The 19,404-nt window shown below is 39.0% G+C and carries 25 protein-coding genes; 20 read left to right on the plus strand and 5 right to left on the minus strand.

Annotated elements, in window-relative coordinates:
- Positions 1 to 42 precede the first annotated feature (42 nt).
- Complete coding sequence (locus tag MHI39_RS07155) at positions 43 to 1,344, minus strand: sigma 54-interacting transcriptional regulator (RefSeq protein WP_071976449.1); 1,302 nt, start codon at positions 1,342 to 1,344, stop codon at positions 43 to 45.
- A gap of 273 nt (positions 1,345 to 1,617) precedes the next feature.
- Here MHI39_RS07155 and MHI39_RS07160 point away from each other — a divergent pair, with 273 nt between their 5' ends.
- Both MHI39_RS07160 and MHI39_RS07165 read left to right on the plus strand, forming a co-directional pair.
- Positions 1,618 to 2,811 carry an ornithine--oxo-acid transaminase gene (locus MHI39_RS07160; RefSeq protein WP_058002754.1) on the plus strand — a complete coding sequence of 398 codons (1,194 nt, stop codon included), beginning with the start codon at positions 1,618 to 1,620 and terminating at the stop codon, positions 2,809 to 2,811.
- A gap of 59 nt (positions 2,812 to 2,870) precedes the next feature.
- Entirely contained in the window at positions 2,871 to 4,115 is a 1,245-nt protein-coding gene (locus tag MHI39_RS07165; RefSeq protein WP_058002753.1) for a Glu/Leu/Phe/Val dehydrogenase, read from the plus strand.
- 121 nt (positions 4,116 to 4,236) lie between these two features.
- Here MHI39_RS07165 and MHI39_RS07170 read toward each other — a convergent pair whose 3' ends face one another.
- Positions 4,237 to 4,467, minus strand: a complete 231-nt coding sequence (locus MHI39_RS07170; protein ID WP_071976448.1) for a DUF378 domain-containing protein — start codon at positions 4,465 to 4,467, stop codon at positions 4,237 to 4,239.
- A 370-nt stretch (positions 4,468 to 4,837) separates the two neighbouring features.
- On the opposite strand from MHI39_RS07170, the gene MHI39_RS07175 reads away from it, so the two are divergent.
- Positions 4,838 to 6,187, plus strand: coding sequence for a glucose-6-phosphate isomerase (locus MHI39_RS07175; protein WP_071976447.1), 1,350 nt, complete (start codon positions 4,838 to 4,840; stop codon positions 6,185 to 6,187).
- A gap of 95 nt (positions 6,188 to 6,282) precedes the next feature.
- The gene (locus MHI39_RS07180; protein ID WP_251346603.1) at positions 6,283 to 6,684 is read left to right on the plus strand and encodes a YugN-like family protein; all 402 of its coding nucleotides are present in this window, start codon (positions 6,283 to 6,285) and stop codon (positions 6,682 to 6,684) included.
- 1 nt (position 6,685) lies between these two features.
- Here MHI39_RS07180 and MHI39_RS07185 read toward each other — a convergent pair whose 3' ends face one another.
- Positions 6,686 to 7,678, minus strand: a complete 993-nt coding sequence (locus MHI39_RS07185) for a potassium channel family protein (protein ID WP_259544532.1) — start codon at positions 7,676 to 7,678, stop codon at positions 6,686 to 6,688.
- A 321-nt stretch (positions 7,679 to 7,999) separates the two neighbouring features.
- On the opposite strand from MHI39_RS07185, the gene MHI39_RS07190 reads away from it, so the two are divergent.
- Both MHI39_RS07190 and MHI39_RS07195 read left to right on the plus strand, forming a co-directional pair.
- On the plus strand, positions 8,000 to 9,052 hold the full coding sequence (locus MHI39_RS07190; RefSeq protein ID WP_342540960.1) for a tyrosine-type recombinase/integrase: 1,053 nt from the start codon (positions 8,000 to 8,002) through the stop codon (positions 9,050 to 9,052).
- 154 nt (positions 9,053 to 9,206) lie between these two features.
- Complete coding sequence (locus tag MHI39_RS07195; protein ID WP_342540961.1) at positions 9,207 to 9,953, plus strand: helix-turn-helix domain-containing protein; 747 nt, start codon at positions 9,207 to 9,209, stop codon at positions 9,951 to 9,953.
- A gap of 486 nt (positions 9,954 to 10,439) precedes the next feature.
- Here the strand turns inward: MHI39_RS07195 and MHI39_RS07200 are convergent, their stop codons facing one another.
- Entirely contained in the window at positions 10,440 to 10,982 is a 543-nt protein-coding gene (locus MHI39_RS07200) for a tyrosine-type recombinase/integrase (protein WP_342540962.1), read from the minus strand.
- A gap of 161 nt (positions 10,983 to 11,143) precedes the next feature.
- On the opposite strand from MHI39_RS07200, the gene MHI39_RS07205 reads away from it, so the two are divergent.
- The 4 genes from MHI39_RS07205 to MHI39_RS07220 all read left to right on the plus strand — a co-directional run bounded on the left by MHI39_RS07205 (position 11,144) and on the right by MHI39_RS07220 (position 13,446).
- Positions 11,144 to 11,314, plus strand: coding sequence for a helix-turn-helix transcriptional regulator (locus tag MHI39_RS07205; RefSeq protein ID WP_342541427.1), 171 nt, complete (start codon positions 11,144 to 11,146; stop codon positions 11,312 to 11,314).
- Between the two features lie 145 nt (positions 11,315 to 11,459).
- Positions 11,460 to 11,651, plus strand: a complete 192-nt coding sequence (locus MHI39_RS07210) for a hypothetical protein (RefSeq protein WP_342540963.1) — start codon at positions 11,460 to 11,462, stop codon at positions 11,649 to 11,651.
- Positions 11,648 to 12,793 (plus strand): FtsK/SpoIIIE domain-containing protein, encoded by a 1,146-nt coding sequence (locus MHI39_RS07215; protein WP_259544442.1) that lies wholly within the window; start codon positions 11,648 to 11,650, stop codon positions 12,791 to 12,793. Before MHI39_RS07210 ends, MHI39_RS07215 begins: the two co-directional genes overlap by 4 nt.
- On the plus strand, positions 12,790 to 13,446 hold the full coding sequence (locus MHI39_RS07220) for a hypothetical protein (protein ID WP_342540965.1): 657 nt from the start codon (positions 12,790 to 12,792) through the stop codon (positions 13,444 to 13,446). Before MHI39_RS07215 ends, MHI39_RS07220 begins: the two co-directional genes overlap by 4 nt.
- Before the next feature lie 15 nt (positions 13,447 to 13,461).
- Here MHI39_RS07220 and MHI39_RS07225 read toward each other — a convergent pair whose 3' ends face one another.
- Positions 13,462 to 13,683, minus strand: coding sequence for a helix-turn-helix transcriptional regulator (locus MHI39_RS07225; RefSeq protein ID WP_342540966.1), 222 nt, complete (start codon positions 13,681 to 13,683; stop codon positions 13,462 to 13,464).
- 147 nt (positions 13,684 to 13,830) lie between these two features.
- On the opposite strand from MHI39_RS07225, the gene MHI39_RS07230 reads away from it, so the two are divergent.
- The 10 genes from MHI39_RS07230 to MHI39_RS07275 all read left to right on the plus strand — a co-directional run bounded on the left by MHI39_RS07230 (position 13,831) and on the right by MHI39_RS07275 (position 19,403).
- Complete coding sequence (locus MHI39_RS07230) at positions 13,831 to 14,145, plus strand: hypothetical protein (RefSeq protein ID WP_342540967.1); 315 nt, start codon at positions 13,831 to 13,833, stop codon at positions 14,143 to 14,145.
- The gene (locus tag MHI39_RS07235) at positions 14,142 to 14,267 is read left to right on the plus strand and encodes a hypothetical protein (protein ID WP_342540968.1); all 126 of its coding nucleotides are present in this window, start codon (positions 14,142 to 14,144) and stop codon (positions 14,265 to 14,267) included. The genes MHI39_RS07230 and MHI39_RS07235 overlap by 4 nt, the downstream gene beginning before the upstream one ends.
- Positions 14,268 to 14,359: 92 nt before the next feature.
- Entirely contained in the window at positions 14,360 to 14,617 is a 258-nt protein-coding gene (locus MHI39_RS07240; protein WP_342540969.1) for a hypothetical protein, read from the plus strand.
- A gap of 588 nt (positions 14,618 to 15,205) precedes the next feature.
- Positions 15,206 to 15,670: a DUF4241 domain-containing protein gene (locus MHI39_RS07245; protein WP_342540970.1), complete on the plus strand. Its 465-nt coding sequence runs from the start codon at positions 15,206 to 15,208 to the stop codon at positions 15,668 to 15,670.
- Between the two features lie 78 nt (positions 15,671 to 15,748).
- A complete protein-coding gene (locus MHI39_RS07250) occupies positions 15,749 to 16,198 on the plus strand; it encodes a hypothetical protein (RefSeq protein ID WP_342540971.1) in 450 nt (149 codons plus the stop codon).
- Between the two features lie 70 nt (positions 16,199 to 16,268).
- Positions 16,269 to 16,844 (plus strand): hypothetical protein, encoded by a 576-nt coding sequence (locus MHI39_RS07255; RefSeq protein WP_342540972.1) that lies wholly within the window; start codon positions 16,269 to 16,271, stop codon positions 16,842 to 16,844.
- Between the two features lie 182 nt (positions 16,845 to 17,026).
- Positions 17,027 to 17,827 (plus strand): hypothetical protein, encoded by an 801-nt coding sequence (locus MHI39_RS07260; protein ID WP_342540973.1) that lies wholly within the window; start codon positions 17,027 to 17,029, stop codon positions 17,825 to 17,827.
- An 89-nt stretch (positions 17,828 to 17,916) separates the two neighbouring features.
- On the plus strand, positions 17,917 to 18,117 hold the full coding sequence (locus tag MHI39_RS07265) for a helix-turn-helix transcriptional regulator (RefSeq protein ID WP_342540974.1): 201 nt from the start codon (positions 17,917 to 17,919) through the stop codon (positions 18,115 to 18,117).
- A gap of 358 nt (positions 18,118 to 18,475) precedes the next feature.
- Positions 18,476 to 18,643 carry a hypothetical protein gene (locus MHI39_RS07270; RefSeq protein ID WP_342540975.1) on the plus strand — a complete coding sequence of 56 codons (168 nt, stop codon included), beginning with the start codon at positions 18,476 to 18,478 and terminating at the stop codon, positions 18,641 to 18,643.
- Positions 18,644 to 19,001: 358 nt separating this feature from the next.
- Positions 19,002 to 19,403, plus strand: coding sequence for a phBC6A51 family helix-turn-helix protein (locus MHI39_RS07275; RefSeq protein ID WP_342540976.1), 402 nt, complete (start codon positions 19,002 to 19,004; stop codon positions 19,401 to 19,403).
- Position 19,404: the final 1 nt, after the last annotated feature.

Consider the following 19,404-nt stretch of genomic DNA (forward strand, 5'->3'; position numbering starts at 1 on the left):
TTATATTTGTTGAATCAAGGTGCTAGAGTTTTTTTATTTTTGCTAAGGTTTTTTTATTCCATATTTCCTCATCCGATATTGTAGGTTCTGTCTACTCATCTTAAGTGTTTGGGCAGTTTTAGTAATATTGAATTTATGGTACTGTAATCCTTTTTGAATATAATATTTTTCCGCTTCTTGCATATACTCTTCCAGTGGCTTAATTTCTTGATTTTTGTTAATAAGAAATTGATGATCCTGTGAAATGCGATTTTTAAATTTCATAGGAAGGTGCTGAAATAGGAGTGTATCCTCACTATCAATAATTTTCATTGAACGTTCGATAATATGATCCAGCTCTCTCAAATTTCCTGGCCAATCGTAATCAATAAATGCTTGAAACACTTCTTCTGAGACTGTCTTTAAATTGACTTGATAGATCCTGTTATATTTTTCTATGAAAAACAAGGCTAGTTCTTGAATAGAATTTTTTCTTTCACGTATTGGAGGGATAAAAATTGTTAATTCACTAAGAAGATAATAAAACTTTTTATTTAACTGACCTTTTGCTATCAGATCTATAGGATCCTCATTAGTCGTGCAAATAATTTTATAGTTTCTTGCATTGTTTAAAAAATTTAGCAGTTTTAATTGACTGGTAGGAGATAAGTTTTGAATGTCCTCTATAACCAATGTTCCCCCATCGGCATTTTCCAACTGATGAATGGATTCGAGAATTGCTTGTTCAACATAGTTATCTAATAAAGATGTGCAATTATGAATAAAATAAGGCTTTGAATCTTGATTTACCTCATGATGAATACATTCAGTTAATGTACGTTTTCCGGTACCTGCTTCACCAATTATAAAAATTGACGACGATGTTGTAGCAACTTTTTGTCCAGTTTCAAGAACTTTATGTGGATAAAATTGTTTATCGGATAGGCTTTCAAAGGTGGTAGATCCTATTTGTTTCCGTTGTATGCTTTTCTTCATCATTCGATCAAGGTATGTTACATCACGAACAATTTCCACAGCACCAACGATTTGATTATTAAAAGTTAATGGATAGGTATTGTTTACTGTTTTTATCTCATGTCCTTTGTGATTAAAATAGGTTTGATGGGTATTTAGAATTGCCCTTCCTGTATGTAAAACCTTTAATAAAGTACTAGCTTCTCCTTGATAAAATTGAAAGACTTCAAGAATATTTTTATCTAATACATCTTCGATCTTAGTTCCTTCAATTTCCATCATTTTTTTATTATATATAGTCGTTTTACCTGTTTCATTGATAACATGGATACCAACATCTAATAAGTCAAGAATTTTCTTATACATGTCGTTCTCGATATTTATCTGCATCATGTCCCCCTCCTTAAAAACTATAAAGAAAATATAAAAAACTCTTGAAAAATGCAATATCTTTTTGCATTATTATATATGTAAGGGTTTTCTTAGTGCAAATTTTTTTTGCACTTGTTTTAAACAAATAGATGGAACTGGCTTATACTAAACGACATCTGTAATGTTGTGATTAGATAAAAAATAAGCTTGTTTTAGGGACGGCTATTAAACGGCGTGAACCCATTGCATTTTAGATAACTTAATTTTTCTTAGAGGGATGGAGGAATTTTCATGGTTACAAAATCAGAACAAATTATTGAACAAACGGATCGTTTCGGAGCGCATAATTATCATCCACTACCAGTTGTAATTTCTGAAGCAGAAGGAGTTTGGGTGAAGGATCCTGAGGGTAACAAATATATGGATATGTTAAGTGCTTATTCTGCTGTTAATCAAGGGCACCGGCATCCAAAAATTATTGAAGCATTAAAGCAACAAGCAGATCGAGTGACATTAACATCACGCGCTTTCCATAATGATCAACTAGGGCCTTGGTTTGAAAAAGTTTGCCAATTGACAAATAAAGATATGGCCCTTCCGATGAATACGGGTGCAGAAGCAGTGGAGACAGCAATCAAAGCTGCAAGACGTTGGGCATATGATCATAAAGGCGTTGCTGAAAACCAAGCAGAAATCATCGGTTGCGAAGGAAACTTTCATGGACGAACAATGACTGCTGTATCGCTATCTTCTGAAGAAGAGTATAAGAGAGGATTCGGTCCGATGCTGCCAGGAATTAAACTTGTTCCATATGGTGATATCGATGCGCTTAAATCAATAATTACACCAAATACAGCGGCATTTATTATTGAGCCGATACAAGGGGAAGCGGGAATTGTTATCCCACCAGAAGGTTTTCTAAAAGCAGCTTATGAGCTTTGTAAAGAAAATAATGTATTATTTATTGCTGATGAAATTCAATCGGGATTAGCACGTTCTGGTAAAATGTTTGCATGTGATTGGGAGGACGTCATACCTGATGTATATATTTTAGGAAAGGCACTTGGTGGAGGAGTATTCCCTATTTCATGTGTTGTAGCAAATAAAGATATTTTAGGTGTATTTAATCCGGGTTCACATGGTTCTACTTTTGGTGGAAATCCAATGGCATGTGCGGTATCCATTGCGGCACTTGATGTACTAATTGATGAACAATTAAGTGAAAAATCTCTTGAACTTGGAGAGTACTTTATGAAACAATTAAGGGGGATTAAAAATCCGATTATTCAAGAAATTCGTGGTAAGGGACTGTTTATCGGAGTTGTTTTAACTGAACCAGCAAGAAAATATTGTGAGGCCCTTAAAGCGGAAGGGTTATTATGTAAAGAAACACACGAAAACGTAATACGCTTTGCTCCACCATTGGTAATAAGTCAAGAAGAATTAGATTGGGCTATTGAACGGATTAAAAAAGTTCTCTCTTAATTTATTTTGAGTATTTTTCTTAGTACTGTCACACGATTATTAAATAAAGAGGCGAAATATTGATGGAAAATCTAAATCTATTTACATCGACACAGGATGTCATAAAAGAAGCACTAACTAAGTTGGGTTTTAATGAAGAAATGTATGAACTATTAAAAGAACCATTACGCATGCTTACGGTTAGAATGCCAATTCGAATGGATGATGGAACAGTAAAGGTATTTACTGGCTACCGTGCACAGCATAATGATGCTGTAGGCCCTACAAAGGGTGGTGTTCGTTTTCACCCAGAGGTGGATGAAGATGAAGTAAGAGCCTTATCAATGTGGATGACGATAAAATGTGGAATCGTGGGTCTTCCATATGGTGGTGGTAAAGGTGGGATTATTTGTGATCCTAGAACAATGTCAATGGGAGAAATTGAGCGGTTAAGCCGCGGTTATGTTCGAGCGATTAGTCAAATCGTAGGCCCGACTAAAGATATTCCTGCACCTGATGTTTATACCAATTCACAAATAATGGCTTGGATGATGGATGAATACAGCCGTTTACGTGAAAATGATTCCCCAGGGTTTATAACAGGAAAGCCAATTGTTCTTGGAGGGTCTGAAGGTCGTGAAAAGGCAACTGCTCAGGGAGTTACTATTTGTATTGAAGAGGCAGCGAAAAAGAAAGGTTTTAGCCTTAAAGGGGCTCGTATCGTCATCCAAGGTTTCGGAAATGCAGGAAGTTTCTTAGCAAAATTTTTGCATGAAGAAGGTGCAAAAGTAATTGGAATTTCTGATGCGTATGGTGCACTTCATGATCCTGATGGTTTAGATATCGATTATTTACTTGATCGTCGTGACAGCTTTGGTACAGTTACTACATTATTTGAGAATACAATAACGAATAAGGAATTATTAGAATTGGATTGTGATATTTTAGTTCCTGCAGCCATTTCAAATCAAATTACATCAGAGAATGCAGGAAATATCAAAGCTTCTATAGTCGTTGAAGCAGCTAACGGACCAACAACAACAGAAGCAACGAAAATCTTAACTGAAAGAGGCATTCTCCTTGTACCAGATGTACTTGCAAGCTCTGGAGGAGTCACTGTTTCTTATTTCGAATGGGTTCAAAATAACCAAGGTTATTATTGGTCAGAAGATGAAGTGAATGATAAGCTTCGTGATAAACTAGTGGATGCCTTTAATAATGTTTATCATACTTCTGAAACACGGAAAGTGGATATGCGATTAGCTGCATATATGGTTGGACTTCGTTATGCTGCTGAGGCATCGAAATTTAGAGGCTGGGTTTAATTTATCATAAGACATAATAAAGTTTCATCATTTCGTTGAAAGAAATAATACTAAAAAAAGAGGTGGGTTAAACAAAGTATATTTTTTGTTTGATCCACCTCTTACATACTTCTTCATTTACTTATTTTGTTGTTCTTGCCTCAGGTGAACGCTCTACTTCCTCATTCGGTTTAAATAGCAATCCTAAATTAATAAGTCCAGCAATACCAACTAATCCATATATGATACGTGACAAAATCGTATTATCACCAAAAATAGCAGCTACTAAATTAAATTGGAAAAAGCCAATGAGCCCCCAGTTAATAGCCCCAATAATAGTGAGAATTAATGCAATACGTTGAGTAGTACTCATTTTTTTCTCCCTCCTTTCCTTTTTGGATAGGGTCTTTTCTCAAACATTGTTGCTATTTAAGTAAAGTTTTTAACTAATAAATATCGGCCAAAAAATTGCTGACTCCCTCTATCACTGAAAAAAGAGCTGCAATACTTCATAAAAATCACTTCCCTTATGGTACAAAAGCTGAAAAGTGCTTTTATAAAATAAACTATACGAAAATAGCCTTTGGATCTGACAAGCCATTGAGAAAAGATTTCGTACATTTATAGAATGATGTAAATACATAAATATTATGCAACTGGTCAATCTGTAAGTGTGGAAGCTTGAAAAAAATGATTTCTTTGGATAAAGTGATAAAGTAGAACATGAAATGGAGGAATTAACCTTGACACACATTCGTTTTGATTATTCAAAGGCACTAAGCTTTTTTGGTGAGCATGAACTTACATATTTAGATTCAGCTGTTAAGGCTGCCCATCGTTCTTTACATGAAAAATCTGGGGCAGGTAATGATTTCTTGGGATGGATAAATCTACCTACTGAATATGATAAAGAGGAATTTAACCGCATTTTAACTGCCTCAAATAAAATAAAAAATGATTCAGACATCCTTTTAGTAATTGGTATTGGAGGCTCCTATTTAGGTGCACGTGCAGCTATTGAAATGTTAAATCATAGCTTTAATAATCTGTTACCAAAAGAAAAACGTCAATCTCCGCAAATTTTATTTGTTGGGAATAATATTAGTTCAACATATATGACAGATGTAATTGAATTATTAGACGGTAAGGATTTTTCAATTAATGTCATCTCAAAATCCGGTACGACTACTGAACCAGCTATTGCTTTCCGTATTTTTAGTAAGTTGTTAAAGGAGAAATATGGGGAAGAAGAAGCTAAAAAACGTATTTATGCAACGACAGATAAAGCTAAGGGTGCTTTAAAGACATTAGCAAATGAAGAAGGATATGAAACATTTGTTATTCCTGACGATGTTGGTGGAAGATATTCAGTTCTAACTGCAGTAGGATTATTACCGATAGCTGTCAGTGGAGTAAATATTCAAGAAATGATGGAAGGTGCAGCTAAAGCTAGCAGTGACTTTGCTCAAGAGGAATTGAAAGAGAATCCTGCCTATCAATACGCTGCAGTTCGAAATATTCTTTATAATAAAGGAAAAACAATTGAAATGCTTATTAATTATGAGCCTGGTTTGCAATATTTCTCTGAATGGTGGAAGCAATTATTTGGAGAAAGTGAAGGGAAAGATCAAAAAGGTATCTTCCCTGCTTCAGCGAATTTCTCTACTGATTTACACTCATTAGGTCAATATGTTCAAGAAGGACGTCGTGACTTATTTGAAACAGTAATTAAAGTAAAGAAAGCTAGACATGAAATAGTTATCGAAAAAGAAGATAAGGATTTGGATGGTTTAAATTATCTTGCTGGAAAAACGATTGATTTCGTAAACAACAAAGCATTTGAAGGAACATTGTTAGCACATACGGATGGCAATGTACCTAATTTAATTGTAGAAATTCCGGCAATGGATGCTTATACATTTGGATATCTAGTATATTTCTTTGAAAAAGCATGTGCCATCAGTGGATATTTATTAGGGGTAAACCCATTTGATCAACCTGGTGTTGAAGCTTATAAGGTAAACATGTTTGCGCTATTGGGCAAGCCAGGGTATGAAGCGAAGAAAATAGAATTAGAAAATCGATTAAAGTAAATGAAAACCTCCTTAAGGGAGGTTTTTATTTTTTTAGAATATGCTAAGCGTTCTTTAGGGAAACTATGAAAAACAAGAAGGAGTGTAGGCAGAGTATGTATGAGATCCCGACAAAAATAGAAGGTAAGCAATATTCTTTATATAAATTGGAAGAAGCATTAAAACCAATTGGGTATTCAATTGGTGGTGGCTGGGATTATGATCAAGGATATTTTGATTTTAAAATGGCGAATGATGAGGGCTATCAATTTTTAAGAGTCCCCTTTACACCAGTTGATGGAGAACTGGATACGAGAGGTGTCGTTGTTCAACTTGGTAAACCCTTTATCCTGAATCATGTCTATCAAGAAGCAGTAGATGATGAAGCAGGAGTAGGGGTGGCAGCTGCAAGCTTTGATCAATTCGCGGAACCTAAAGATAGAGATGGAGATATTCCCAAAAAGTATATTGATTTTGGTAAGGAACTTGTTCGCGAATTAGAACAAATTTTATCTTGAATCATTTGGAAATAACTAATAATTGATCTGATTTTTTAATTCTATAATAGAGGGGAGGATTAATTTTCGTATTCTCCCCATGTTTATATCCGATAAGTAACATTCCATCTTTTTGGATCAATTTGCTTAATGCTTGAAAAGAGAGTCCCTCCCATTCGGGCTTAACCGGAATTAACTTTAAGTGATTGTCATTTAAATGATCAAGCATAGTAATGATTGTATCTGACATACCATGAGAAAGAATACTGTTCATCATTATATAGGAGGATTGCATATTTGTTTGAATCACTTCATCCGCACCACCACGTTTTGCATTCATAAAATTTTCACTCGTTAGAATCTCTACAACACAGTAAGCAGCGGGATGGATTCCTTTGACCGCCAATAAAGTAAGAATGGTTCCCATATCTGCATGGGTCTCAGTTTTATTTTGATCTGATGTAATTAAAACAAATTCGGATTCACTAATATTTGCCTTTCTTAATGTTTGATCTATATAGGGCTTTCCTTTAATGAAGTGTATTTGTCGATTTGGATAAGGATTTTCTTCAAGTGAATCGTCAATTAAAACAATTGGATGAAGAAATTTAGTTTGTAATAACTGCTCAATAACACTTTGTGAACGGCCATTCCAACCAATAATAATGATATGATTTTTTCCACTAAACATGCTTTTTCCTTTTACTTGTGAATTTTGTAATCTTACTGTAGTTGCTGCAAGTGATGCAAAGTAGGCGGAAACAACACCAGCCCCAATAAACACAAGCAGCATTCCAAGAATTCTTCCTTTGACCGTCTCTGGATAAACATCCCCGTAGCCAACCGTGGCTGTAGTAATCACTGCCCACCACACTCCTACGAATATCGAAGGAAAGGATCTAGGTTCAATATAATGAATCGCAGCTCCAAAGATAAAGATGACCAATAAAGCCAAAAGGAAAACTCTAAAGATGACTGGCCAACGTAAAAAACGATAATAGATTTGCTGAAACATATACCCCGCTCCTTCATACCCATTGCATAGACCATTATCCCCGTTTTGAGGTAAATCTATAACAATTTTTAAATTTTTGCTTGCTCTTGCTTTATAGAATCAAATATAATTAAGGAGTAAGCTTAAGGGGCATTAGCTCAGCTGGGAGAGCGCTACGCTGGCAGCCCGCCCATTCATACGTAATATAAAATCGTTGATATGACGGTCTTTTTACGTACTTATATCGATATAATATCCGAGCAGCGTTACGCTAGCTTTGACGTTGACTTTACCGCCTCCTTTTTCGGTGACTTTACCGAGGAAGGGGGCTTTTTTGCGTTTATGGCGCATTCAGAAAAGCGAAAAGGCAGACGTGTAAAAACGAGTCGCAGTACAAGACGTAACAATGACCTTTACTTGCCGGCTTTATTTGAACAAGCCTATCGTATTAAAAAATCGGAGGGATTGGCGGACGGAACTTTATCTCGTTACGACTATGCTATCCGATTATTTATCGACTACTTACATACGAAGAATCACTCGCTAGACTTTGCGGAATTGGATAACGATACTTGTCGGGAGTTTGCTTCGTGGCTACTTAAAGACAAACCGAGATTCGACGGACACAAGTTCAAGTCCGATTCGGAGAAAACAAAAGGAGTATCACCTCGTTATGTGAACGATTTAATTAAATCCATACGAACATTATTCCGAGTATTAGTCGAAGAAAAAACAATCGATACTAACCCGTTCGAGAGTGTAAAAGCCGTAAAGCAGCCGGAAAAGCTCATAAACGTTTTGACTCCGGAAGAACTGCGGCAGCTATTAAACGTGATCGATAAAAACAATTACGTGTCATTTCGAGATTACTGTATTATTACGCTTTGTATCGACACAATGGCAAGGATTGGCGAAGTATTGAATCTAACACTAGCAGAAGTAGATTTGCACGCAAAAGAAATCGTATTCAAAGAAACGGTAACAAAAACTAGGAGAGGTCGAATAGTGCCGATTCAATCTAGGACGGCAAGGTTATTGCGGGAGTTAATTTCGGAGGTAGAGGAATTTGATTCGGAGTATATCTTTCTATCAAACTACGGCGAGCCACTGACGACTAACCATTTTCGACACCGGTTAAAAGGTTACGCAAAGCAGGCGGGCATTAGAAAGAACGTCCATCCTCATTTATTGCGGCATTCAGCAGCTACTATATACCTAGAGTCGGGAGGAAACTTGCGATTTTTACAATCGATTCTAGGACACGTCGATCAGCGAATGACATCACGATATACGCATTTATCGCGGGGATCAATAGCGGAGAATCACGAGAGTTATTCCGCAATGAATCAAGTATTAGACAAATTAAATAGACAACGAAAAACCAAACGAAAATAAAAAAAGAGCGCCGATTGCTACCAACAATCGAACGCCCACTTTCAATATACGCTAATTGAATTATATCGAAAAAATCGACGTAATGCAAGGCTTATTTAAGTACGCCATTTTTCGATATAAATGGGTTGCGCTCCGAAAAGGAGAGCCGTAAATTATGCAATCGTTCCAATCAGTCAAAGAACTAGACGCAGCAATCCGTCAACATCGTGCGGCAAATGAACTTACGAAAACAGAACTGGCAGTCTTGGACGTATTGGCGCAATATAGTTGCGTGGAGCCTGGCGTTAGTTATCTACGAAAAAGTAAAATCGGCGAGGCAATCGGCAAATCCCGCCGTACTGTTATACGTGCCTGCAATCGTTTAGAATCACTTGGAATCATCAAGCAATATAAGCGTAAGAGAGAAACGGGCGATCGTAGACAAACGAGTAATAGAATCGTTATTCAGCCGATAAACGTTGGTACGTACCAACACATTTCCGTACGTACGGAAAAGAATGAGCTTGTCACACCGGAATGTCACACCGAAGAAACTCCGCAATTAAACTCTAAATCTAATAATACATATAGTAACGGCGCCTTAAAGCGCGCAGTCCATTCTCCGTTATATGACACATTAAGTCCGTACTTTAATGACGGAGAACTATATCGAGTAATAGGGGTACTTTACCGTGCTAAAGCGTCCGTCGATCGTAATATAACTATCGAGGAACATACAACGGAATACATTGACGCTTTCAAGTCCGTCGTGTATTCGCATAAACTAGGCAATGTACGATCGTTGTTCGGCTGCCTATTCGCAGCATGGCGCGAGGTTACGACCGAGATTAAACGACGTATGACCTTACGTTCCAGTCCGTTGTTCTACGATTGGCTAAGCGGAAATATATGCGAGGGGTAGGAAACGGGAGGAATAGCGAGTAAACAGCGTTATATCAACGTTTTAACGCATTGAAGTATTTCCGATTACTTCCGCTTTTATCAACTCGACGCCTCTGCTGGACGCACGCTCCGAAAACTTCGGGAGTTATGTTGCGTTAGGTTTATGCAATATTTATGCACGATGTTGCGTTTTGATTGCGTAACAAATTGCGTTAAATCAACGATGTATAAAATCTTGCATAACGAAATTTTACCCAAAGCAAATGAACCGCGTTAAATAAGGGGGAGGGGGTGCCGCCAGTGTATCACTATAGGATTGTGTTACACTCAAATCGAATATTTATTCATCGATTAACAAATTAAAAACGTTTATTTTCGTTATCGATGCGAATTTGCTGACCCCCAAGCCGGGGCGTTCTTTTGGGCGTTTTTTGGTGACATAACAATCCGCGCTATATTAAAACCTTTAGTGGTAAAAACTTACAAATAAAAAAGACCGAAGCGGTTAAACTTCGATCATTAGGTATGCGTCAGCGATTTCGTCGTCTTGGATTCCGATATATGCCAGTGTTGTTTGCGGTGTGCTATGACGGAAGATGGCCATTAATCGTGTTATATCGACGCCTTTGCTATAAAGTTGAAAGCCGAACGTTTTTCGCAATGAATGTCCGCCTATCGGACCGATTTTATCGAGTATGCCGGCTTGTTTAGCTGCGTTATTAAGTATTCGATAAGCTTGCACGCGACTAATTGCTTTGTTACCGCCTTGTCGACTCTTAAATACGAACTCGTCGTCGGCTCCGTCTAGTTTTGCGATTTCTTCCTTGACGGTAGGGCTTAAGGTAATTTTACGTTTCTTGTCCGTCTTATCCTCGTTGATAAAAAAGAAGTCTTTACCGCGTAGGTCACCGATTTTTAACTTTAATAAATCCGATATACGTAGTCCGAAAGATACGCCCATGACAAACATTAATCGATTACGTCCAGTCAATACTTCTTTCATCGCTTCAATGTCGGCTTGCTCGCGAATTGGCTCCACTTTGTTCATAGTATAACCTCCGTAACTAAAATTAATTTATGTTACACTCATGATAACGGAAAATATTGCCTTTGTAAAGAGGGTTTTTTCTAAAAATATCGAATTTATTGGCGAGGTGATTCTTTATGCCAGTAAATAATCGACTTAAATCATTCCGCCATAGATACGAAATGAACCAAAAAGAATTCGCTACTTACCTCGGTATTAGCCAATCACAATACAATCGCTATGAACGAAATACCAATCAGCCGACGTTAGAGATAGCGATCATTATAAGCGACAAGTTAGGTTGTCCAGTGAATGACATATTTTACATAACGGACAAGTCGTATGAAACGTAGTAAAAAATATTGCCGGTACAGGCAAGAATACTGCGTCAGCTACATACGTTATTAGTACATTATCGCTGAATCGTCCAATCGACCGCAATCGGTGACAATATGCGATATGTAAAAAGTGTTTAAAATAACGAAGGAGTGATAACGTATGATGTTATTTAGTGGCGCAATGTTGTTAGCCGGCGGTGGTGTGGTGGCGCTTGCTTGTCTTGATAAAACCGCCGAGTCGTTCGGATGGTATCGAATAGGCTCGATCGTTAAAATACTGCTGCCGATAGCCGCCTTTGCTGCAGGCGTGTATTTCCTCGAAACTAACGCTTTGTTAGGGTGGTTACGATGACTCTATGGGCGACATTACAAGCGCGTAAACGGCTCATAAACGCCTTTAAGCACGCCAATATTTACCGCATGGCTGGTGAATCTTATATCTTTCCGACTATCCGCAAAGTTGAACTAACCGACGACTACACTAAATTTACTCTCCGACTCCCTACCGGATTTGACCCCGACACACTAACCGATAATCTTTTCGTTTTCCAACAAGTATTCGGACCGAATGTCGTCATTGACGGCGAAATCAAATATTTTACAATTACCGTTTACCGGAAAGGCTTGCCGTCAAAGGTGGCGTACAACTTCGACGAATGGCAGTCGGTCATGACCGACAAAACACTTCCGATTATAGTCGGGCGTGATCGTAACAACCAGCCGCAGGCTTTCGACCTGGCAATTTTTCCTCATATTTTAACGTCGGGTGAAACCGGATCGGGGAAGTCGAGTCTACTACGTGCCGTTTTGACCTCATTAATGCTAACGAAAAGCCCCGACGACGTTCGTTTTATCCTGGGCGACTTGAAGCGGTCGGAGTTTGGTATTTATCGCAATGTAAAACACGTCGAAGGCGTTCACGTAACCCCGCGTACGTTATTGCCTGCTTTACGGCTGATTAAAGTCGAAATGGAACGTCGCGGCAACCTGCTCGACAAAAACGAAGTCACGCATATAAAAGAACTGCGCGACAAGTTGCCGTATATAATCGTTGCAATTGATGAAGTCGCTTTGTTGCGGCAGGAAAGGGAGATTATGAATATTGTCGAGGATATATCGTCGATAGGTCGATCGCTTGGCGTATTGCTAATACTTTCAATGCAACGTCCCGACTCGAAGGTGCTGGAAGGTCGACTCAAGAATAACTTGACCGTCCGAATAAGTGGTCGCCAATCGAATAAAAGAAACGCCAGTGTAGCAGGAGCCGAGGGCGCTGAAAAAATCAAAATAACCGACAAGGGACGAATGATCTTCGTACTTGACGAGCCAATCGAGATACAATCGCCGTGGCTTGAATACGACGAAGCTAAACGGTTGTTAGAGCCGTTGAAGGTGAAAACGGAATTCGAGTTCCCATTTGAGGAAAAAGATGATGTCGGTTTAACCGAAGCCATAACCGATTTCAAATTCGGCATACTGGAGGAATTACAATGAACAAACGTGACCGCGCTATTATCGACGACTTGGAACGATTCCGTTGTATGAGTCGAGATGATATAGCCGACATACATTTCCGCAATGTCAGCAATTCAATCACGGCAGCTAATCGCACATTGCTGCGCCTTTATCGCTTGGGTAAAATCGACCGATCGACGGAGTTTCAGCCGTTCGTATACTTTCCCGCCGACAATAGTATTAGAAAGGACTCGCAGAAAATACCGCACTTTCTGGAATTGGTGCGAGTGTACCGTGACATGTTAGCCTTTGCCAAGCCGACGCGGTTTAACGTAGAGGTGAAATATTCGAAAGGACTTGCGGAGCCGGATATTTTCGCCATATGGAAAGGCTCGCCGTTATTTATCGAGGTTCAGCGATCCGCATACAGTGACCGGCAGATAAACGACAAAATAACTCGATATGAGGCGTTGTATCAATCGGGGGTAGTTTACGATGAACCGTGGCAGCCGAGTGCTAGGAAGGTGTTTCCAACGCTGCTAATACTTACGAAAACAAGGTACGCTGTCAAAAGCGACAACTTTGCGATTATGCAAGCGGAGTCGATTGCCGATTTCGTTCGAATGGTAGAACCGAAGGAAAAGCCGGTGCCAATTAAACAGACGGGAGGCATACGGTTAAAAATTGGATAAATAAAAAAAGCCGGCTCACTTGGAGTCGGTTTCTTCATGTAGTTCGATAATTTCGTTTATATCCTTAATGTTGAGGGCGGTAGCAATTTTTTCGATGTGTTCACGGTTAATCGATTTTCTTTGATTATTGAACAATTCGCTAATAGCTGCCGTTCTAATGCCAGTCATTTCGTGTAACTGCTTTTGAGTTAGTCCCTCTTTCTTCAATAATTCGTCCAGTTTAATATTTAACTTCATTTCTCCATCACCCCACTACTTATATGTTTATTATACTTCATAAAAAATAATTTCGCAATTACGTAATTTTTGTGTTGACATTACGAAATAACGGAATTATACTAGAGACAAGTTAGAAATTACGAAATAACGGAAAGGGGTAATATAGTGAGGTCAATCGTCAGAGTATATTCAGATTTTGATCCAGTAAATGTTGAAAGTCCGACCGACATTAGTGAGGCATTTTACATCGGCAATCAAATGATTGTAAGAAAGGACGAAACCGCGGTAACTTTCGAACAAGTTCCGTATCTAAAGGAGAATGATAAAGTCGTCAACATTGACGCGGAGGATCGTTCGGTCAAAGTATTTCACCTAGATATGTTTCCCGAACTTATGGACATCGACCTGGTGGATATGTTGAAAATGACCGTCATTGACTTAGCGGCTGCAATATTCGAAAGAATGGAGGCGGTGGAATGAGAAATTTAACAGTAACTATCACAACGGAAGTAATTGCTCGATATGGGACAAGTATAACAATAGCTGCATATATGGATTGTAGATTATTTGCTATTTTCGCACTAAAGGAAACGGAGGAATAGACAATGCTTATAGGTTTATCAATTATTGGTAGTTTTGTTGTTGGTTTATTTGTAGGGATGAATGGTACAGGACAATTAAAGGAGGAATCGAAATGAAAAAGGTTAAAGTGGCGTTTGTATTCGAAGGTAAAAAAGATTCAATAGAGGAAGGTGTACTAATTGGCGATAAAGTTTTAACAGTTGCGGACGGTGATTACTCACTTCATAAATTCGATAAAGTAGACCATGACGGAGTGTACATCGTCAATTTGGACAAAAACGATACGGATTACTTAGCAGATGACGGGCGTTTGCTATTTGATTTAATCGTTAAACATAGTAACGCAAACTTTCAATGGATTAGCGCATAAATGCAACTAGAAGGTAGTCGAAACGTTCGGGCGGCATAGGCAACCGTCCGAGCAATCGACTTTAAATGACGCGCGACATTCTACGGGGCGACTTGGCAATCGTCGTGTACAATGCCGTTACAAGACGTCGGCTTTCTTAAATAACGGCGGCTGCAAACGCCGGAAATGGACGATAGACGATAAAACGAACGACGACGGTACTGCGGCAACAGTCCGTCTTTTTGTTTTCAAAAATGCGCGAAAATAAATTTTCACTCCTATTATATAGTAGAGTGTCCGAAAATTGAGATTCGCGGGTATTATTAATTGACATGAAAAATTTTAGAGAGGTATTGCGAAAAGTTTCGCGGTCGATTGTTATATCGAGTAAGGACGGAAAAATAAATTTCGCTGAAAGTGTCCGAGGTGGCTTGCGAGCAACGTAATATTAAGTGAAAGCGAAAAAACTTTCGAAAAGTCAGCACAGATTGCGCAAGTCATTTCGTAGTATTAAGTGAAGGCGCAGAAAAATTTCGCAGAAAGTGCGCGAGGTTGCCGATTTGGTTTGTATAGTTATATGAAGGCGGAAAAATGAGAGGGGAATATAAAATGGCGAAAAGATTCTATGAGGTTATTGAAGTTAAAAGTGGGGTTCCGGTTGATTTCTTAGTTTTAGACTCTTTGGTAGACCCGAAAAGATATGCTTTAGTCAAGGAGTGGAATGGCGAATTTGAACTTCGGAGAGTGACAGCTAAATCAGGTGAGTTAACCGAAAAAATGATCGAATGGTACGAGCATTATCGGAATGAATTTTGGGATCGAGGTGAGCAAATTGGCAGCGTTGGAGTGGATAGCGGAATGTTAATGATTGCTGATCCGTGCTATGTGAAAGAAGCAACCGATAGCAAATGTGAGGAAATTTTCAAACAGGTGGACAACGAGTCAAAAAGCGCTCAAATACTTAACAGTTATTGCCTCGGTTTTGAACCTGGTTACGGTGACGGGATTTACGACGTTTATGCAAAGCGAGATCGAAATGGTCACATTATAAAAATAGAAATCGATTTGGAGTAGTTTGAACCATTTTCCAGACAAGCAAGCGAATATCTTATGTGAAGGCTTAATAATCAAAATAAAAAGGGAGATGCTATTATGTACAAATTAGGCGAAAGAGTATTAGTAAGAGGGAAATTAGTAAAACGAAGTTTCGATCCAGTTCATATATCAGAGGTTACAGATGCTGTTTTGAACCTTGGTGTAACCGCTAAAAGTGAGAAATATGAAGTGAAAGAGTTCGAAATGGGTAAAGCCAAATATGGAATAGTAGTCGGAGTTAGGTCGGTAGTCGATACCAGGTACCACTACGCTGAAAAATGCGAGTTTACCGGAAAACCACGATTCGTAACTAAAACAACGAGAAAACAAGTCTACTTAATTGCAACTGATTTAAAAGGATTGTTATACGCTCCGTTTGAGCTTGTGATGTCAAAAAATGAAATTGATCGCTTCTGTAGAGAGGAAGCACTACTTGAACTTAATGATGAAATAGATTTAGATGAATTGGACGATTTTGATGGATTTGAAGATGATCTCGCGGTATAAGCCGGCTTCGGTCGGCTCTAAGGAACATTGATGTTCCGAGTCTATCAATCTATTAAAGGAGGCTATCGAAATGGAATATACTGAGGAACAATTAGTAAAACAATTCGGAGACCCTAGCGGCTTTTCAAGGGTTTCGAATACGCTTGTTCGCTTGTATACGTTATTAGATGGATTCGACGCAACAACGGCGGGACTTTACGCATACTTACGTTCATGGCGAAATACTTCCAATCCCGACATGTTCGGTATCGTATGGCATAGCCGCGAGTATTTATACGCGCAATCGGGACTAGGGCGTAAAGCGTTTGATGCTAGACTTCAAGTATTGAAAAAATACGGACTTGTGGACGTGGTAAAATCCCCGCAAGTTCCGAACAAAGATTATTTCGTGATACATGATCCACTAACTCGCGACGAGTTTATCGAAAAATACCCCGATGAAGTTAAAAGGTTTTTCGAAAAAGTTGAGGCAATCAATAGTAAGGCGGCTGCTGACAGAGAAAGACGTCAGCGGTTCGCTTTAGAAAAACTTGCCGAAGAAGTGAATCAGAGTCATTTGAGGCGTTCGGCGTTACCGAGTGTCCAAAACGGTACAGACGATGGTAAGTCCAAAACGGACAGTCAAGTGTTACCAAAAGGAACGTAGAGTAAGCAATTTAATAAGTAAGCAACTCCTTATGTAAGCAATTAAAACATTGCGCCAAATAAATTTGTCGCTGAACCGATAACTCTAATAATCATTTGATCGATATAAATTCTTATGAAATAAGAGTAAAAAAGACGAGCCGAGTGTCCATTACAGACAAACGAAAAGAGGTGACTGACGTAGTGGGAGGAAGATACGAAGCAAAAAAGAAGGTTAAAGAGCAAGTTCGCAAGCTTACAGAAGTAGTAGATTCGAAGTTTACAAACAAGAATTGGTTAAAAACTAAGACACGCCGAATTATAAACGAGTATCTGCGAAATGGCGGTGTTAGACCGGTTAGCGAAATCCCCAAAGAATTAGACCTCATGCAACGATTACTCGTTAAAACTCATGAAAATATAGAGCGACAAAAAGCAAAAAATCGAACACGTGAAGAATGGGCGGAGATTGAACTCGAATATATTCCACCTGATCCAAGTTATGTGCCGGAAGGGTATCGTGTTTGCGAGTGTTGGAATTGTAGCAACACCTTTCCGCAGAACGGAAAACAGAAATACTGTTCGAACGAGTGCGCCCAGGAGCAACTAGATGCGAGGAAACGACTAATAAAGACTGGAACCTACTTGGCGCCAAAGAGAGATAATTACATCCCCAACAGAGAAGAAAATACCGGTATCAAAGATAAACACCGATTAATTTACACTGACGATTTAGAAAAATATTTCCGATACGTAGAGAGAAGAAAAGACGGCAATCGACCTTATTCACCGAATAGAAATCCGGATAAACCCGCAAAAAGAATCAAAGTAAAATATGGAGAAACGGGTAGTAGGGACGAGGAAAGACGAGAGAGATATGAAGCATTTAAACGAGGTGAGACCCCCGGAGTCTTTACTGTTAATATCAAAACTGGACTGAAAATTTACCATACAAACGGGAAGAAACACGAATATAGTGGGAAGGGTTCGAGCATTGGCGCGTGATGTTTGAATCCTATGTGCCGATTGCCTTTTTTGGTAGTCGGCTTTTTTAATGCGGTTTTTAACAACATTTTGTTAAAGGGGTGATGGTCTTGAATCGTGATTTGATTAAAAGACTTAGAGCGATTAGGGGTATGAATCAATATCAGTTTAGCGAATTTATCGGAATCAGTCGCGCGCAATTAGCACAGATTGAAGCTGGTTATATATCGCCAAGTCAAATAGTAAAAGACAAGATTTACAGTAGTTTCGAAAGTGAGTACATCGAAAAGGTGCGTGCGTTGCTTGAATAACAAACTATGGAAACTAGAAACGGGTTGGCTCGCCGGCTATACCGAGGATCGCGAGTTAATCCGGCGAATTAAACGGTATAAAAAAGACTGGTCGATCATGGCGGACTATTTTAAAAATGACCGTCTTATCGGCGTTCAATTCCGAATACCAATCGAGCAACGACGACCGGCTGAAAGGATGTTTCGTCAAAGTACCTTTAACGGTACTTAGGCAAGCAAATACTAATGAAAATTAAACGATTTTAGACGCCTAGACCGATTACCCTAACAAATATATTCGGTCTATTTTTTGACGACTAGAATCGGCTAATTTAAATGAAAATCTGCTCATTACACACATTTCGGAGGCGAGTTAAACATGCGGAGTAAAAACGATAGATTACAAGTTATGTATTGTATACCTGGTCGAAATTATCCGTTACCGGACAGACATATTATCGCAAAGGTGAAGGAAGGCAAAGACATACACTTCTTTACGTTTGGAATTGATAAACAAGACGAAGGAAGGCGAAAAAATGAAGGATAAAGACGAAAAAAAGATACCGACGTTCTATGACGACTACTATACGCCATTCGTACGGTGGTTAGTAGAACACACGCCGGAACTTGGACACTTGCGCCGACCTCGTAAAATATGGCAGATGCCAAAAGGAGTTGGACGAAGTGTTAATCGTTTTAAACCAAGAAAGACGGGTCGCAGTCGGAGCAATAACGACGCTTCACGTAGTCGACGAAACAACGGGCGAGATAATCGACAGGGATTTAACGGCAAAAACGGGCGATCCAGTTCGAATAGGACGACGAATGATAAACGAGGCTTTAACGAAATATCCAAGCGCAACGATAGACGCTGAACACTACTTTTTGAAAGGAGCACGATGTAAATGGCAAAGGAAAGACTCAGACCAGAACAGATTATTGCAGTTGAATGGTTAGCGCAGCCAAAATGTGGGGGAAAAACAAGGAAAGAGATAGCAGAACTTTGCGGAGTAACCGACCGTACTTTACGAAATTGGGAACAAAAGCCGGAATTTGACGCAGCAATAAAAAACGAAATGCGACGACGAAATCGCGACAGATTGCCGGAGTTGATGGATAGTTTAGTGGATATTGCTTTACAAGAAAAGTCGGCAGCGATGGCCAAGTTAGCTTTGCAAGTTAATGGAATGTTAACCGATCAAGTATCAATTGAGAAAAAACAGGCCGAACAAGATGGAATCGACTATGACGCACTAGACGACGAAATCGCTTCGTTTGCAAAAGCATTTGACGAAGAGGTTCATTAAT

It is taken from the genome of Heyndrickxia sp. FSL K6-6286 (genome assembly GCF_038630395.1).
Taxonomy (GTDB): domain Bacteria; phylum Bacillota; class Bacilli; order Bacillales; family Bacillaceae_C; genus Heyndrickxia; species Heyndrickxia oleronia.

Coding starts and splice junctions, on each gene's coding strand:
- MHI39_RS07205 (WP_342541427.1), top strand. CDS start 11,144: ATGAACCAAAAAGAATTCGCTACTTACCTCGGTATTAGCCAATCACAA.
- MHI39_RS07155 (WP_071976449.1), bottom strand. CDS start 1,344: ATGCAGATAAATATCGAGAACGACATGTATAAGAAAATTCTTGACTTA.
- MHI39_RS07185 (WP_259544532.1), bottom strand. CDS start 7,678: ATGTTTCAGCAAATCTATTATCGTTTTTTACGTTGGCCAGTCATCTTT.
- MHI39_RS07215 (WP_259544442.1), top strand. CDS start 11,648: ATGACTCTATGGGCGACATTACAAGCGCGTAAACGGCTCATAAACGCC.
- MHI39_RS07270 (WP_342540975.1), top strand. CDS start 18,476: ATGCGGAGTAAAAACGATAGATTACAAGTTATGTATTGTATACCTGGT.
- MHI39_RS07210 (WP_342540963.1), top strand. CDS start 11,460: ATGATGTTATTTAGTGGCGCAATGTTGTTAGCCGGCGGTGGTGTGGTG.
- MHI39_RS07200 (WP_342540962.1), bottom strand. CDS start 10,982: ATGAACAAAGTGGAGCCAATTCGCGAGCAAGCCGACATTGAAGCGATG.
- MHI39_RS07235 (WP_342540968.1), top strand. CDS start 14,142: ATGAGAAATTTAACAGTAACTATCACAACGGAAGTAATTGCTCGATAT.
- MHI39_RS07220 (WP_342540965.1), top strand. CDS start 12,790: ATGAACAAACGTGACCGCGCTATTATCGACGACTTGGAACGATTCCGT.
- MHI39_RS07225 (WP_342540966.1), bottom strand. CDS start 13,683: ATGAAGTTAAATATTAAACTGGACGAATTATTGAAGAAAGAGGGACTA.
- MHI39_RS07160 (WP_058002754.1), top strand. CDS start 1,618: ATGGTTACAAAATCAGAACAAATTATTGAACAAACGGATCGTTTCGGA.
- MHI39_RS07250 (WP_342540971.1), top strand. CDS start 15,749: ATGTACAAATTAGGCGAAAGAGTATTAGTAAGAGGGAAATTAGTAAAA.
- MHI39_RS07275 (WP_342540976.1), top strand. CDS start 19,002: ATGGCAAAGGAAAGACTCAGACCAGAACAGATTATTGCAGTTGAATGG.
- MHI39_RS07245 (WP_342540970.1), top strand. CDS start 15,206: ATGGCGAAAAGATTCTATGAGGTTATTGAAGTTAAAAGTGGGGTTCCG.
- MHI39_RS07170 (WP_071976448.1), bottom strand. CDS start 4,467: ATGAGTACTACTCAACGTATTGCATTAATTCTCACTATTATTGGGGCT.
- MHI39_RS07180 (WP_251346603.1), top strand. CDS start 6,283: ATGTATGAGATCCCGACAAAAATAGAAGGTAAGCAATATTCTTTATAT.
- MHI39_RS07190 (WP_342540960.1), top strand. CDS start 8,000: ATGGCGCATTCAGAAAAGCGAAAAGGCAGACGTGTAAAAACGAGTCGC.
- MHI39_RS07240 (WP_342540969.1), top strand. CDS start 14,360: ATGAAAAAGGTTAAAGTGGCGTTTGTATTCGAAGGTAAAAAAGATTCA.
- MHI39_RS07195 (WP_342540961.1), top strand. CDS start 9,207: ATGCAATCGTTCCAATCAGTCAAAGAACTAGACGCAGCAATCCGTCAA.
- MHI39_RS07255 (WP_342540972.1), top strand. CDS start 16,269: ATGGAATATACTGAGGAACAATTAGTAAAACAATTCGGAGACCCTAGC.